Raw genomic sequence first — 15,805 nt, 5'->3', positions numbered from 1 at the left:
CTTGGCTACTTTAATTCTTGTATCAATGTAGAGATGCGCTCATGCGCCAACTCGAACTCAAAATCATCGATATCTAAGAGAATTTGAGTTATTTGTTCTTTGTGACTAGAACACCCAACTTCGCGTAAAAATGACAATTCATCTTCATCTACCATGTTTTGCTCTACACTATCGAGCATAGCCTCCAAATGACTCAGCAGCAATGCATTATCGATACTTTCATTAATGGCATTTTCGGCATACAGTGGCGATTCGCTAAGCATCAACTCGATTTTATCTAAGGCATCACGAAGACGGTTAACGTCTTCAATATTCACCTCTGATTTTAGAGCCTGAGCTTCAATTTCCCTGGTCGTATGATAGAAGGTGGTTAAGCAAAGATTACCCGATGTACCTTTTAAACCGTGTGAAAGTGTGGCAACCGCTTTATAGTCTTCACGAATTGCCGCCCCCATTAAGTCGTCGACTTTATCCCTGCAGGTAGTAGAGAATTTATCCACCTCTTGTAGGACGGCCTCTTCACTCCCCCATAAATCGATGGCCTTCTTCAAATCCAACACGTTTTTATCAACTTTAAGCGCAGATGCTGGAGCATTTACTTCTAATGTGTCTGGTACCGAGTCGACCTGAAACGTATCTAGGTTAAGCACGCGAGCAATCTCGTCCATCAATTGAGGGAAATCGACGGGCTTGTTGGCGAACCCTTCCATTCCCGCCTGCTGCGCGGCATGTTTGTCCTGTACTAACACGCTAGCAGTCAGCGCAATAATGGGCGTAGGTGGTAAGCTATTTTCTTTTTCAAACTCTCGACGCTGTTTGGCTGCCTCTAGGCCATCTAACTTAGGCATCTGTAAATCCATCAGTACCACGTCAAACGACTTAGCGCGCATTTTATCTAATGCAATCTGTCCATCTGTTGCCGTTTCTACACTGTGGCCAGCGCGTTTTAGCAGCAACGAAAGCAACTCAAGGTTTTGCTGCACATCATCAACAACCAGTACGGTTAACGAGGTTTCAATACGTGCTGCCTTAGAGGAGAGCTCACTAGATACGTAATCATCAATTTCTACAACTTCTAGAGGAAGTCTGAAAGTAAAGGTCGTTCCTTTACCTTTTTCACTAGTTGCACATATATTGCCGCCCATCAGTTCAACTAACTGCTTGGAAATAGTTGTACCCAGCCCCGTGCCGCCGTACTTTCGACTCATCGATGCATCTGCTTGAGAGAACGGATCGAATACTCTTTCTACTTGCTCTTGCGTCATACCAATGCCGGTATCTGTCACGTCAAAATACACAAACTTTTCATCACTTTTGACATTGATAGTCACTTCACCCTCGTGAGTGAATTTAACGGCGTTGCCTATAAGATTATTAAGTACCTGTCGCATTCGCTCCGGTACACCTCTGTATCCGTTAGCTACCGAATCATCGACATTAAGTACAAGTCCAACTTTTTTGCGTTTGGCTTCTAACCAAAATGTTGAAATAACCAAATCCAACTCTTCGCGAATAAGGAAATCGCGATAATCTAAATCAAGCTTACCTTTATCTAACTTCGCGCTATCAAGTATGTCGTTAAGAAGATGGAGCAATGAACGTGCGGAACGGTTTATCGTGGTTAAGTGAGATTTTTGCTCTTCGCGTAAGGCTTCTCCTAACATGAGGTCGCTAAAGCCTATTATTGCATTCATAGGCGTACGGATTTCATGACTCATATTAGCAAGAAATGCGGTACGCGCAGCGGCAGCTTGCTCTGCTTTTTCCTTTGCCGCTTTTAATTCATTCTCCATCACTTTCCGATGTGTTATGTCAGATATGAAGCCGTCTACATAGAGCACCATGCCATCATCGTCCATAACCTGCACTCCATGCTCGATAACCCACTTCACCTCGCCAGATTTCGCGACAATTCTATATTCATATGAGAATTCGCCCACCTCAGGACTAATAGATGATAGGCGTTCAACATCATCAGGATGGTAAAGATCGGTGAAAGAGCGCTTCGGGTTGGGCAAGGTAAAATCTTCAGGCGGGTATCCGGTTACTTCTATTACAGCATCACTAATAAATACCATGGGCCACCCTGGCATATTTAAACAGCGATAAGCCATACCAGGAATGTTAGAGATAAGGCTTCTAAACTTAGCTTCGCTCTCACGCAATGCATCTTCCATTTCCTTGCGTTTGCGTAAATCAGAAGCGAAAGAGACAAAAACGGGTTTCCCATCAATTTTTGTGTAGCCGACACCTAGGCGCACTGGTATGCGCTCACCATCTTTGCGAAGTACTTCTACTTCTCTTCCTGTACCAATAATTTGCTCAGTTGGTACTACTCGCTGACTGAAAAAGTCATCACCGTATAAATGACGTCTTTCAGGAGTTACTACCTCAGCTGCGTGCATACCGATTATTTCTTGCTGAGTATAGCCATAGATGCGCTCAACAGCGGGGTTAGCGGTTTTTATGATGCCTTTGTCATCAACGGTCAGGATGGCGTCGACGGCGGTATCGGTAATAGCACTTTGAATTCGCTCACTTTCAATGGCGCGTACCATTACATCGCGATATTTAAACAGAAGGCTAATGCCTAATACCATGGTAATTAATATTAACGTAACGATAGCAATCGAAATTGCTAGATAAACAGCAATATCTGAAGACTGACCCGACGTTTCCATTCCTGGTGGCAATACGAATCTTGCTGCCGCCATCCCCGTATAGTGCATACCAGAAATAGCCAGTCCCATGACGATACTTGCAAGTAATACATGTTTTCCTAACAGCTTTTTACTTTTCGTAGCAGCTGTAATGCCGAATTTAATCCACAGCGACAGCATGGCTAAACACACAGCTACCACAATAGAAAGGGCAAACGTACCAAGGTCGTAACGAAGAAGCGGTGCCATTTCCATAGCGGCCATACCACTGTAGTGCATAGTGCCAATACCAGCACCTACCAGTACACCACCTAATATTATTTCAGCGAGGCTAATACGGGACTTAGTTAAAAGGTGAAGCGCCACCCAAGCAGCGGCAATCCCGGGAACGGCAGAGAGCCCGGTAATCAGAGGATCATAGTCAACGGGCAGACATAAATCAAAAGCGGTCATCCCCAAGAAATGCATAGACCAAATACCACCGCCTAAAGCAACGCTGCCGGTGCCTAATAAGGTATTTCGTCGAAGTTTGTCTTCGGTGATCGCGGCTTGTCCTGCCACATTAAACGCCATAAATGAGGCAAATACAGCCACCATAAGCGATAGAATAACCAAAGGAAAATGATAAGCACCTTCTATTAAGGTGGCGTGTTCTTCAAAAGTAAAAAAACGGGATATCATAACGCGGCCATACTACCTATTAGTTTAATTTTCAATGGTGGCGTGAGGTTAACTTAGCACACTCATTTACACAGTGTAGTAATTAATTCAAAATTATCGTGTAAATCAAGGAACGCTATTATGTTTTGCCGTATAAAAAGAAAAAACCCAGCAAAAGCTGGGTTTTAAATGTGGTTGCGGGAGCAGGATTTGAACCTACGACCTTCGGGTTATGAGCCCGACGAGCTACCAGACTGCTCCATCCCGCGACTGTACGGTATAGCTTGCGATTGCAATGCTTTGTAATACTGGTTTTCAAATTGGTTGCGGGAGCAGGATTTGAACCTACGACCTTCGGGTTATGAGCCCGACGAGCTACCAGACTGCTCCATCCCGCGCTTGTACGGTAAAGCTTGCCTTTGCAATGCTTTGAAATTCTGGTTATTTTTTGTGGTTGCGGGAGCAGGATTTGAACCTACGACCTTCGGGTTATGAGCCCGACGAGCTACCAGACTGCTCCATCCCGCGCCAGAAAATTATTGTTGTAAGCGCTTCATTTAATGCCTCGCTTCAACGTGGTGCGTATTATACATAGGGACTTTCGCAACACAAGTACCAGCATGCGAAATATTTCATTTTTCTGACTGTTAGCGGTTTAATTGACCAACATGAACAAAGTTAATACGAATTAACCGATTTTCGGTTCCTATTTACACACGTTGATCCAAGCTATTTAAACTTTTCCATTTTTTCAGCCAACGAGAAATCTAATTCTGTTAGCCCACCAGCGTCGTGCGTAGTCAATGTTACCTCTACTTTATTATAAACATTGAACCACTCTGGATGATGTTTTAGCTTTTCCGCCCAAATCGCAATTTGAGACATCCACCCAAAAGCTCGGATAAAGCTCTTAAACATAAACGTCTTTTTGATAGTGTCTCCACTTTGCTCCCATGGTGTGTCATCGGAAACCAGTTCATTGAGCGCTTTCAATTTTTCGTTAATTTCATTATCAGACAGCTTCGTCGCCATTCTTATCTCCTTCAATCACTGATGATTACGTAAAAGTCTTACCTACTACGAGGTACTTTAATCGATTGGTTTAACATTAGAAGAGACTGGAGACAAAATCACAAAGAGGAGTGGAGGCTAAGGTTTACAAAAAAGCCACCCTTCAACTTTTATAGTCAAAGGGTGGCTATACTTCTACCTTATTAACCGATTAGAACTCGATAGCTAAGCGCGCATAGATTTGACGACCTCGTGGATCGTGAACCTTAGAGTCAAACCCGCTGTTAGTGAATAGCTGTGGAGGCTCTTCGTCGAACATGTTAATTGCGCCTAACGTCAACACATAACTTTGTTCTGTATCATATAAGCCGCCTAAGTCGATGTTGTATTGAGCATCTACCGTCAAGTGACTATCCACTTCGTAAAAGCCACCTGAACAACCACCCACGTTTGCAGTACCGTCCGCGCAATTTTGATCATCATCATATGATGAGATGTAGCGAAGGAAGATATTGGCTGCATGGATATCGTTTTGCCAAGCCAGCCCCAAGTTCGCGCGCAATTCAGGAGAAGACACACCAATGTTATTGAAGTTACGGCGTCCCGCACCATCAATGTTCCCTGCCTGTGGGTCCATCAAGTCATACTTAGTGATGTAGGTCGCATTCAACGTAGGTGTAAAGTTACCGAAGTCTGTCTCTATTTTATAACTGGTTACAAAATCAAGACCCGATGTTTCCAAAGAACTCGCGTTAACATACGTGTTATTTACTTGAAGAACAGGCCCAGTCAGCGGGTCTCCAGCACGGATGACGCGGTCTGGGTTAGTCGGATCATCATTTAGTACCGCCTGCGCGTTCTCTTGAATGATCAAGTCTTCAAACTCGAAATTCCAATAATCAACTTCAACAGAAAAGTCTCTGAAAGGCTCGTATGAGAAGCCAATGTTATAGGCTGTCGACTCTTCAGGTTTTAGCTCTTCATTACCCGATGTTCTAACAGCCACAAATGCCGTAGCACCTTGAACGGGGTCAATAAGCTGTTGCAACGACGTTGCACCACCTTGTGCTAAGAACACTGTTGGCGCTCTAAACGACGTAGATATCGAGCCCCGAAGTGAAAACTCATCAGTCGCACGCCACGAAATCGCTAACTTTGGATCCACCGTACTTCCAATGGTACCGCCGTAATCTTCATAACGAACCGCTAGCTGAACATCTAATTCGTCATTAATTGGTAATGCAAGTTCACCGAACGCTGCCCATACATCTTGGCTACCATCAATATCAGGGTTGCCGATAACGAATGTGAAACTGTCTTGGTTAGCAAGGTCATCGTAATCTTGGCTAAGCTGGTTTTCACGATATTGAACACCCAATGCTAACGCCGCAAAGCCACCGCCCATTTCGAACACATCAAACGATGTAAACGCTTCGAAAACTTCAAGGTCAGCTTTAGAGTCAATCACTTCGGTTCCCGTAAAAGAGCTAACCACGTAATCAGAGTTAGGTGCCGTTGTGTAAGACGTTGCAAATGGGTTGAAGAATTCGCAATCCCCTACCCCTGGCGTTCCAGCGATAGGGTCACAATTAGAGCCACCTAGACCGTATAGCGCAAGCTGAAACTCGGTATTTAGTACGTCAGGAACCCTAAATACAAAATCGTTAACCGCACGTGTATAGCTTACTTCCCAGAACCCAGTGTCTGTCACACCTTGTAAACTGGTGCTAAAGCGAAAGGTATCTGATTCGGTATTCGCTGGGTCACCAGGGAAGCCGTTACCTTCAGCGCGGCCGAAGAAAGCGACAGGCTGACCAAATGGATTCTGCGGATGATAATCAGGAACAATTGGAGAAGTTAAAATTGGGAAGCTCGGTGCTCCACCACGTTCAGCACGGTTTCTCGCTAAACTGAATTCAGCCGACCATGTAATATCGTTATCGAACTCGTAGTCTGCACGCACATAAGCATTTGTTCGGCTCTCATCGGCAACATATGAATAGAATTTACCGAAATCAAAACCACAAAAACCAATTTCTAAACCTGGCACTGTACCACTTGGCGCAAGTAAATTGGGTGCACCACCAAACTCCTCACATCCGTACGGGTCGATAATGGGCAGTGCCCCTGCACCTGGAATATTTAAGAAGAAAGAGCCTGGGTTACCCAGAGCACTTGTATCGTCTTGGGGACGACTTAGTCGTCTATCGCTGAGAAAAAGCGGCGAACGGTTGGTATAGCTTATCGCCGCTAGTACGCTTCCGTTATCTCCGGTTGCGCCCCATAAACCTTGTAAAATGTATTCTTTGTTGTCGCCATGCGCACCATCTTGATAGTCAAGGCTTACCATTGCTCCGTCATAATTGCGTTTGGTGATAAAGTTAACGACACCTGCAACGGCATCAGAACCATACAGAGCCGACGCACCATCTTTAACCACTTCCATACGATCAATGGCAATCATCGGTACAAGAGAACTGGTATCGACGAAGTTCAGGCCTTCGTTCGTTGGTTGCGCTGTAACGACCTGACGCTTGTTGTTAAGTAAAACCAGAGTAGACGCTACGCCTAAACCACGAAGGTTAATATTCGACGTACCCGCTGTTGCGTTTTGCGTAAAAGCATCTGGGTTGTTTTCAGCACCCGTGTTAATAGTGAGTGTTTGTGTAATATCCGCAATATTCTTTGCGCCAATCGCGTCGATAGCCACGCTATCTACCACGGCTAGTGGAGAAGGAGATTCGAAGTTTTCGCTACGGCGAACAAAACTACCGGTAACCAAAATGAGTTCAACGTCTTTCTTAGCTTCTTGCTCACTTTCAACGTCTGCTTCTTGGGCTGATGCGATATAAGGAGAGCAAAATAAAGCAGTACCGACCATTGCCGCCACTGCTGTCTTACGCGTTTTAAATTTCATAGTGTGATTCCAAATCTGGGCTTATCACTACCGGCATTACTACCCACACTTTCCGCTAGCGACAGGCTGTTCGATTTCGTGTTGTTATTGTCTGAGGCCATGAACAAATATTGACCTACGCAATTGATACTATGCTTGAATTTCACCTTTGTAAATTTATTGTAAATAATATGTTTACATTAATTTTACGCATGGTCTGACCAGATATCCTTTAGGATAAATTGAAGCCTCTCCACTGAATTTAGCCATATCCCAATTGAGAATATGTTTCCCAATATGGGAAATTTATTCATTAAGCTTGATTGATCGCGCACCTCAAAAATCAGGCATACCCTCTAACTTTCAATACGTTACAAGATTATTTTGAAAGGAATGATTCTTGAAACATCAGGAACACTTTATATGAAGGTGCACGAGGTCTATGGAGTTTCCAAAAATAGATGAGGTTTATAAATTACTCAGCGAAAAGCTAGAGTCTTGGGTAGAGGGCGGCATTACGCTTCTTCCTAACATTGTTGTCGCATTTTTTATTGCAATAGCCTTTGGCATTATCGCCAAAGTGATCGGCAACGTTGCTGGCAAGATTATGCGCAGAACGTTTGAGTCTCGACAAATTGCAAGCCTCCTCACCTCCATAATCAAATCTATTGTTTTAATAGCGGGAATTTTCATTGCGCTAGACTTTGTTGGCCTCAAAGGTACTGTTACCTCTTTACTTGCAGGCGCAGGTATTGTCGGGTTGGCCATTGGTTTTGCGTTTCAGGACATGACGGAAAACTTCATTGCCGGTGTGGCCATGGGAATTAGAAAACCCTTTGAAATTGGCGACGTCATTGAGGCAGAAGGTGTATTTGGTAACGTAAAGGAAATAAACCTTAGAAACACCTTGGTTGAAACCTTTTATGGTCAACTTGAAGTTATACCCAACAAGATACTTTTCCGAAATATATTGACCAATTATTCATATCTTGGTTATCGAAGAATAGAGGTCCCTGTAGGCATTTCTTACGCTGATGATATAGAAGAAGCCGCTAAAGTTATTACGGATGCTATGAATGAAAAAGATTATGTCATCAAAAAAGAAGAGACCGCGGTATACGCAGAGTCTTTTGGCGATTCAAGTATCAACCTATTACTGTGGTTTTGGATTCGATATCCAGGAGAGCCTGGATTTATGGTCGTACGCCACGACGCGATCAGTACAGTAAAAACGGTATTAGAAGAAAACGATATTCTTATTCCTTTCCCTATCAGAACATTGGATTTCAATGCCAAAGGGGGAGATAAGCTTAATAGCATGCTTAAAAAGCAGGATGAGAGAAGTCCAAGTAAAGGTAATACAAATTCATCAACTGAGCAGTCTGATGTGAAAGCGGGTGATAACCCTGAGCAACCCGCAGAAGAATGAAACTAACGGAGATGCAAATGGAAATGTTAAATTCAAAAACACTTAAACACGCTTTTTTAGTACTTATACTCGCAGCCAGTTTTGGGAGTTTAGGCGGTTGTGCAACAGTTGAAGGGGCCGGTAAAGATATTCAAAGTGCTGGAGAAGCCATTGAAGAAGGTGCCGAGGAAGCGTCTAACTAACTCGTTTCTGTCAACATCGGTCTTGCCGATAAAGTACGACTGTGTAGGTAAAAGCCTGACGATTGCTAAACTAGGTCCTGTTGACCTTTGCTATATATCAAAGGTCAACAAACGCCAGCATCTCAGGCTTTTTTATTTTGTGGCATTATGATTCTGAAATACACGATGCGACATATCAACTAGACAACGACGTAGTACACGCATCGTAATACGCATTTGGCAATATGCCGTACTAGTCTGTACAGCCACTTTTACCGCGTACAACAACAATCTATCAAGGCTTAAGCACCGCGAGCATGAGAAAGCCACCTATTAGCGCAGGGTTCCCATTCGATTTAAGCAGGCAACTTGCCTCTACTTTATAAAGCTTCCCTTGTGCCTTCTCAGTGATTTCGACAAGTTTGAATTGGTATTTAACGGCGTCATTACTTTTTACTGGTTCAAGAAAACGTAACTTATCAATGCCATAATTAATCATAGACGCGATACGTTCGTCTGGCGCAATCACTTCAGCAAATGCTTTAGGCATGAGACTGGCAGTCAAGAAGCCGTGAGCAATTGTTGTTTTAAAGGGACTTTCTTTTTCACAGCGCGCAGCATCTAAATGTATCCACTGGTGATCGCCCGTGGCGTCTGCAAACTGATTGATCATGTCCTGCGTAACCGTCAGCCATTCAGGTTGTTCAAGGGTATCTCCCACTGCTAAGTCTAAAAGTGTTCTCATTTTTCAGTCCAATCTCCATTTATTGACGATAAAACTACTATTATTACCTTGAATGTTTCAATTAACTTTTAATAATAGGTATTTATAAATATTCTTGTTACACTAACGTAAATTATTCGTAGATGCTATGTAGCATTGGATCACAGTTTTCTATTAAACGCACCGTGATACAAACTAGCGCCTCTTCATCTATTGGCTTTTTTCAGGGCACTCGCTCTTAAAGGATTAGTTATGAATCTCAATAGAATCGATTTGAACCTTTTTGCAGTATTCGACGCCATTTACACGGCAGGAAGCTTAACCAAGGCAGCAGATGTCTTATGCATTACTCAACCAGCGGTAAGTAACTCTTTAGCGAGACTAAGGGAAATGCTTAACGACCCGCTGTTTGTTCGTACCGGCCACAGTATGACGCCTACCCCCGTAGCGCAAAATATTATTGTTCCAGCTCGACAAGCCTTAGCCTTACTACGCAGAAGTGTGCAAGAAAGTCATACATTCGACCCTCTCACAGCCGAGAAGTCCTTTAATTTTGCCAGCCGTGATTTGCTTGAAGTAAGCATTATGCCTCGACTCATTTCACGTTTGCAGAATTTGGCGCCAAATATCGGGTTAACCAACTACGAGATTCCTAGAAGCCAAGTTGTTTCGGCGATGGCATCGGGCACGTTGGACTTTTACTCAGATGCATCGACATTTACAGACCCTCATTTGTGTAAAGAAAAAATCGCCCAAGACAGACTTGTTGTGTTAGCACGTAAAAATCATCCTGCGCTCAAAAACGGGCTTAACTTAGATACCTTTCTACGATTAGGCCATATTAATGTGTCACAGCGTAAATCTGGTGTGGGCCCAATAGATATTGCGTTAGATAAAATGGGCAAAAGACGCAAGGAAGTTATGCGAGGTCAACATTTTTTAACCGTACCAAGTACGATAGTAAAGACAGACCTAATCGCGTGCTTGCCGTATCACCTTGCTAAACATTACGATCTTGCGTTGTACGAGGTTCCTTTTGATTTACCGCCTGTAGAGTATTTCCTTTATTGGCATGTAAGCGCCGACCATGATCACGCTCATATGTGGATGCGTGAACAAATAATGGAAGTAGCGAGCAACTATAAACCTCATTAACATAGACAAAGCCCTGTTTAAACAGGGCTTTTTTTACTTTTGAATAAATTAAACTTACAGCACGTTGAAGCTTATCGAACTCTGATGCTCATCATTGTGATAAATCGTGTGGAATGCTCTGGTGAAATCGCTCTCTTTAGCGTTAAAAATGTTTTCAACATAATTCTGCGGGTTTAAATCAAGGAACGGAAACATGCTACTTTGTATTTGAATTTGTAGCTTATGACCTCGTTTAAATGTATGTAATACATCGTAAAGTTCAAAACCAATTTCCGTAGGTTGATTTGGGACAAACGCTTTCGGTTTGCTCATATTTTCTCTAAAACGACCGCGTAACACGCCCCAACGCACCAACTCATGGCGATTACCTTTCTCCATATCCGCCTTATTGACATTGTCATCTACAGACGGAAAAACATCGACCAGTTTTACGACTACATCGGCAGCAGATTTGTTTGTTGAAAACCACAAATTTAGGTCTATGGCGCCAGCGATAGTGAGGTCGTTTTCTAGTATTTCTGTTTCGAATACCAGCACATCAGGTCTTCTCGCTGCAAACCTCTGATCTTCGACCATATAGGGTCTATCCCACCCGCGGCTAATTTTTGCAGAGTGTGGAACGGGTTTGTTCGGATCGCTCACATATTCGCTGCTTCCGATGTTATTTGCATTTTCAACCAGCTTTTCCTTTCCTGCTAAGAACAACGTTTTTTGAGATGTATCTTTGGGTGGCCAGACATCAAAGTGACGCCAACGATTACTCCCCGTTTCAAACATAGTTGCAGTGGCAATGTTTGCATCATTGACCCCTTTCAAGTGTTGCTTGAAGAACGGCAATAACACGTCTTTTTGAAACCAAGCGCTGGTGTCAAATCCGAAATGCGCTTCGCCGAGTTCCGTTCCACCTTTTTCACTCTGCCATTGACCGTGATACCAAGGACCCATCACCAGCTTTACATGATCCTTTTTGTTGTTATGTGACATGGTTTGGTAGGTGTAAAGCGGGCCATATAAGTCTTCGGTGTCGTACCAACCGCCGACAACCAGCGTCGCAGGCTTTGTCTTAGATAAATGTTGCAATACATCTCGTGACTTCCAATAGTCGTCATAATTAGGGTGTTGAATAACTTCATTCCAAAATGGTCGTTCACCGTGAAAGTACTTGTCGTTGACATTGGAAAGCGGGCCTAAATTTTTAAAAAATTGATAGCCATCTGGTGTTTCTGACTTCATTCCTTCAGGCCAATACGCAAACGTACCATCACGCTGCTTATCAAACGTGTCGAAAAATATAAACGCCATAGGGGTCACAAACGCCCCATTTCGATGGAAGTCATCAAAAAACCAATCTGCAATTGGAGCTTGTGGAGAAATAGCCTTTAGCGCGGGGTGGCTATTTATAGAGGCGACTGACGTGTAATAGCCAGGATACGATGTGCCCCACATCCCCACTTTACCGTTATTGCCTTCAACATTTTTTACGAGCCACTCGATAGTGTCATAGGTATCAGTAGCATCATCCGTCGCATCTTTACCGCGCTTATAAGCGTCTTGAGGACGCATATTGACAAACTCTCCTTCAGACATGAATTTGCCACGCACATCTTGGAACACAAAAATAAAGCCTTCCTTTTCGAAAGCTTCGCTCGGCCCCAATCGCCTTTTATACTTACTTACACCATAAGGAGCAACGCGATAAGGCGTACGCTGCATCATAAAAGGGTAAGCGTCTGTTCTATCGTTTGGCACATAGACTGACGTAAACAGTTTTACGCCATCACGCATTGGAATTTGGTATTCGTATTTCGTGTAGTTTGCCCTTATATAGGCTTCCCTAGCATCGGTTTCACTTTGTTCACTGAATGCATACGTTGTTGTTAACAAAAGTACCACCAGCATAATGCTGCGCATTACCACCTTCATTTTCTGTCCTTTTTTGTTATTGGATTAATTCATTTACCACCGCGATAGGGTGACGTGGCTTTTTACCTTCAAACCTTGCAACTTGGCTTCGACATGAAAAGCCGCTTACAAGCACTTCATGCTGTGTGCTACATTGCTTGAACACACCTGACCAACTTAATTCGTAAAGCGCTTTTGAATTTTTATAATGTGAAGCTTCGTGACCATAGGTTCCAGCCATACCGCAACATCCTGAGGGCAGCACTGTTAAATTAGCACCAAGTTTCTCAAAAATGCTTTGCCAGCGGGTTGTCAGCGACGGCATAGCCGTTTTTTCACTACAGTGTGCAAGCAAACTGAATCGCTTTTTAATCATCGCCTTTACTATGTGCTTTTCAGTTAAAACCAAATCTAGCCATTCATCGATGGTATGCACAAAGAAGTTACCTCTTTTATCACGCAAATACTTCTTGTATTCATCTCTGTAACACAACACTAGCGACGCATCAGTGCCTACCATAGTTATGTCTAGTGCATGGAGTTGATTTAGTAAGTTAGCGGTCTTTATCGCTTGTTTTTCAAACTTATCCAGAAAGCCTTTTACGTGAGCAGGTTTTCCATTGGGCGTATACGGCACTACCATGGGTTTAAAGCCAAGCTTATAGATCACACTTATCAGCTTCTCGACGCTAGCCGCATCGTAATAACTGGTAAAGGGATCTTGAACGACAGCGATATAATTTTTTCGCTCTTCTGTATTCATTTGGGAAAGGCGTTGTAAATCAAACGGCACTGTTTGTGCTTTTACTCGGCTAGTTAACGTTGGATAAGAAAGCTGAGGAGCATCTTTATACCCTACTTGCTTCTCCAAGAAGCGCTTCACCCATTTTAGCTCTATTAGGGCATTATGAAGTTTAGGCGCACGCGCGCTCAATGGAGCAATCGTTTCTATATTAGCAACCAGCATATCTTTTAAAGGTCGCAAATACCGTCGATAGTAAATAGACAAAAATATTGACCTGAAGTGCGGCACATCAATATTCACCGGGCATTGATGTGTACATGATTTGCACGCCAAACACCCATCCATGACCTCTTTGACTTCGTGTGAAAAGTCTGGCTTGTTACTTAAAATGGAGTTCTTAAACCGAGATAGAAAGTTGCTTTTGAACTGCTTATACGACAATCCATCATTTTTTAACGTAGTGTCGAATTCAGTACTAAGCGATAATAGCCGCGTCCACTCTCTTAGCATGCTTGCGCGCCCTTTCGGTGTGTGCCGCCTATCGTGGGTAACCTTGCTAGACGGGCACATAGGTGATGTAGGCTCGTAGTTGAAACACAGTCCATTGCCGTTACATTCAAAAGCAGGAAACACATCTTGTTTTATGCTGACGGGAATAACCCGCTCAATCCCTGCTCTTTTAATATCTTTCACCGAGACTAATTTATCATCACTCTCTATCGGTGTGCAGATTTTGCCGGGGTTCATCTGGTTATGGGGGTCAAATACGGCTTTGATCTTGCGCATTTCATTGAACAGTGTTTCGCCAAAAAATGCGGGGCCGTATTCACTTCGAAATCCCTTGCCATGCTCTCCCCACATCAATCCACCGTACTTAGCAACAAGAGCCACTACCTCATCAGAAAGCGTATGCATCAGTGCTTCTTGCTGTGGTTCTGATAAATCTAGTGCCGGCCTCACGTGCAAAACACCAGCATCAACGTGACCGAACATGCCATATTTTAAATTATGGCTGTCTAATAATGCTCGAAACTCACCAATGAAGTCGGCCAAGTTTTCCGGCGGCACAGCGGTATCTTCGGCAAATGCAATGGGCTTTTGATTGCCCTTTACCTTACAAAGCAGCCCAACGGCTTTTTTCCGCATGGCATAGATGCGCTGAATATCGGGCTTGTCATAGGTGACGCTATAGCCTGTTATACTGCTGCCATCTCGTCCTATCTCTTGTGTAATTGCCACTTCTAACTGTTCAATATGAACTTTCATTTCTTCTGCAGAATCGGCGTTGAACTCTACAAGATTTAAACCCAACAACTCGTTATCTGGAACATCTGCTATTAAATGATGAATGGAATGCCACACAATGTCGGTTTTCGCAAAGTTAAGTACCGTGCTATCGATGGTTTCAACACTGGTTGCTTTGGCTTTTACCAACACTGGCGCATGTCGAAGCGCCGCGTCAAATGAACGGTAGGATATGTTAACAAGCGCTTTCAGTGGCGCTATTTTATCAAGTGTTAACGTCGCTTCCGTAACAAACGCAAGTGAGCCCTCTGCACCTGTGATTAGCCTACCAATGTCAATGTTATCACCGTCAACTACGTGTTCTAAATCGTACCCCGTCAAAAAGCGGTTTAAGCGGGGAAATGTTTTTAAAATGCCCTCTCGATGTTGAATACAGGTACGCATTGCTTGTTGATAAATTGCGGCTTCTGACGTACAGCCACTTGCTTTAAGTAAAGCTTCATCCCGCGAAATTTTTGCGGTTTCAATTATCTCGCCATTCGCAAGCACTGCTTTGAGTCCGATGACGTGGTCGCTGGTTTTACCATACACTAATGACCCCTGCCCCGACGCATCAGTGCTTATCATACCGCCAAGCGTAGCGCGATTGCTGGTTGATAGATCAGGGGAAAAGAACAGGCCGTGCGGGCGCAATGCGTCGTTGAGTGAATCTTTGACTATACCCGCTTGAACCCTAACCCACCCTTCTTCCAGGTTCAGTTCAATGATCTCATTTAGATAACGACGGATATCGACAACGATACCATCGGTTAAACTCTGCCCATTAGTACCAGTGCCACCACCACGGGCAGAAAATGCGACATCTGGGAAGTGGGTGGCTAATTTACCTATACACTGACAATCTTCAGTAGATTTTGGGTAGATAATGGCCTGCGGGACTTTGTAATAGACTGAGTTGTCAGTAGCATGCGCGATGCGAGCACTATAGGCCGTTTCGATATCACCGGTGAAGGCACTCATCTTTAGGCGCTCTACAAATGCTTTATATTGTGCGGCTAGATTGGATTCGACCGTCAACGCGGGAAGAGTCACTTGTTGATTTTCCTATGTTAAAAATGAGGGAGATTTTGTTACTGCGAAATTTTCTTACCTTAAGCGTATATCGCGGTATACACCCCGCCTAAATGTTATAATATAACATATCATGATTAATTAAT

Annotated in this window: 9 protein-coding genes and 3 tRNA genes; 3 read left to right on the top strand and 9 right to left on the bottom strand. The window is 43.6% G+C overall.

The window, feature by feature from the left end; all coding sequences use genetic code 11:
* Positions 1–5: 5 nt before the first annotated feature.
* The 6 genes from BZA03_RS03820 to BZA03_RS03795 all read right to left on the bottom strand — a co-directional run bounded on the left by BZA03_RS03820 (position 6) and on the right by BZA03_RS03795 (position 7,248).
* Positions 6–3,341, bottom strand: a complete 3,336-nt coding sequence (locus BZA03_RS03820; protein ID WP_110288013.1) for an MHYT domain-containing protein — start codon at positions 3,339–3,341, stop codon at positions 6–8.
* Positions 3,342–3,512: 171 nt separating this feature from the next.
* Positions 3,513–3,589 (bottom strand) — tRNA-Met (locus BZA03_RS03815).
* 52 nt (positions 3,590–3,641) lie between these two features.
* Positions 3,642–3,718, bottom strand: a tRNA-Met gene (locus tag BZA03_RS03810).
* A 53-nt stretch (positions 3,719–3,771) separates the two neighbouring features.
* Positions 3,772–3,848 (bottom strand) — tRNA-Met (locus tag BZA03_RS03805).
* 201 nt (positions 3,849–4,049) lie between these two features.
* Positions 4,050–4,352, bottom strand: a complete 303-nt coding sequence (locus tag BZA03_RS03800; protein WP_014949251.1) for a 4a-hydroxytetrahydrobiopterin dehydratase — start codon at positions 4,350–4,352, stop codon at positions 4,050–4,052.
* 190 nt (positions 4,353–4,542) lie between these two features.
* Positions 4,543–7,248 carry a TonB-dependent receptor gene (locus BZA03_RS03795; protein WP_014976347.1) on the bottom strand — a complete coding sequence of 902 codons (2,706 nt, stop codon included), beginning with the start codon at positions 7,246–7,248 and terminating at the stop codon, positions 4,543–4,545.
* A 421-nt stretch (positions 7,249–7,669) separates the two neighbouring features.
* Here BZA03_RS03795 and BZA03_RS03790 point away from each other — a divergent pair, with 421 nt between their 5' ends.
* Complete coding sequence (locus BZA03_RS03790; protein WP_039229619.1) at positions 7,670–8,656, top strand: mechanosensitive ion channel family protein; 987 nt, start codon at positions 7,670–7,672, stop codon at positions 8,654–8,656.
* A gap of 17 nt (positions 8,657–8,673) precedes the next feature.
* Entirely contained in the window at positions 8,674–8,838 is a 165-nt protein-coding gene (locus tag BZA03_RS03785) for an entericidin A/B family lipoprotein (protein ID WP_014949248.1), read from the top strand.
* Between the two features lie 274 nt (positions 8,839–9,112).
* Here BZA03_RS03785 and BZA03_RS03780 read toward each other — a convergent pair whose 3' ends face one another.
* Positions 9,113–9,562 carry a MaoC family dehydratase gene (locus BZA03_RS03780; RefSeq protein ID WP_110288012.1) on the bottom strand — a complete coding sequence of 150 codons (450 nt, stop codon included), beginning with the start codon at positions 9,560–9,562 and terminating at the stop codon, positions 9,113–9,115.
* Between the two features lie 231 nt (positions 9,563–9,793).
* Between BZA03_RS03780 and BZA03_RS03775 the strand changes: the two genes are divergently transcribed.
* Positions 9,794–10,696, top strand: coding sequence for a LysR family transcriptional regulator (locus BZA03_RS03775; protein WP_014949246.1), 903 nt, complete (start codon positions 9,794–9,796; stop codon positions 10,694–10,696).
* A gap of 54 nt (positions 10,697–10,750) precedes the next feature.
* Here BZA03_RS03775 and BZA03_RS03770 read toward each other — a convergent pair whose 3' ends face one another.
* Together BZA03_RS03770 and BZA03_RS03765 are read right to left on the bottom strand one after the other, a co-directional pair.
* Positions 10,751–12,619: a CocE/NonD family hydrolase gene (locus tag BZA03_RS03770; RefSeq protein ID WP_110288011.1), complete on the bottom strand. Its 1,869-nt coding sequence runs from the start codon at positions 12,617–12,619 to the stop codon at positions 10,751–10,753.
* A 16-nt stretch (positions 12,620–12,635) separates the two neighbouring features.
* A complete protein-coding gene (locus BZA03_RS03765) occupies positions 12,636–15,680 on the bottom strand; it encodes an FAD-binding and (Fe-S)-binding domain-containing protein (RefSeq protein ID WP_110288010.1) in 3,045 nt (1,014 codons plus the stop codon).
* Positions 15,681–15,805 lie beyond the last annotated feature (125 nt).

Source organism: Alteromonas sp. I10 (assembly GCF_003201515.1).
Taxonomy (GTDB): domain Bacteria; phylum Pseudomonadota; class Gammaproteobacteria; order Enterobacterales; family Alteromonadaceae; genus Alteromonas; species Alteromonas macleodii.
Note: the sequence above shows the minus strand (reverse complement) of the source record. Positions and strands in the feature narration are given on the sequence as shown.

Excerpts from the sequence above, each read along its gene's own strand:
- BZA03_RS03820 (WP_110288013.1), bottom strand. The coding sequence starts at position 3,341 with ATGATATCCCGTTTTTTTACTTTTGAAGAACACGCCACCTTAATAGAA.
- BZA03_RS03800 (WP_014949251.1), bottom strand. The coding sequence starts at position 4,352 with ATGGCGACGAAGCTGTCTGATAATGAAATTAACGAAAAATTGAAAGCG.
- BZA03_RS03795 (WP_014976347.1), bottom strand. The coding sequence starts at position 7,248 with ATGAAATTTAAAACGCGTAAGACAGCAGTGGCGGCAATGGTCGGTACT.
- BZA03_RS03790 (WP_039229619.1), top strand. The coding sequence starts at position 7,670 with ATGGAGTTTCCAAAAATAGATGAGGTTTATAAATTACTCAGCGAAAAG.
- BZA03_RS03785 (WP_014949248.1), top strand. The coding sequence starts at position 8,674 with ATGGAAATGTTAAATTCAAAAACACTTAAACACGCTTTTTTAGTACTT.
- BZA03_RS03780 (WP_110288012.1), bottom strand. The coding sequence starts at position 9,562 with ATGAGAACACTTTTAGACTTAGCAGTGGGAGATACCCTTGAACAACCT.
- BZA03_RS03775 (WP_014949246.1), top strand. The coding sequence starts at position 9,794 with ATGAATCTCAATAGAATCGATTTGAACCTTTTTGCAGTATTCGACGCC.
- BZA03_RS03770 (WP_110288011.1), bottom strand. The coding sequence starts at position 12,619 with ATGAAGGTGGTAATGCGCAGCATTATGCTGGTGGTACTTTTGTTAACA.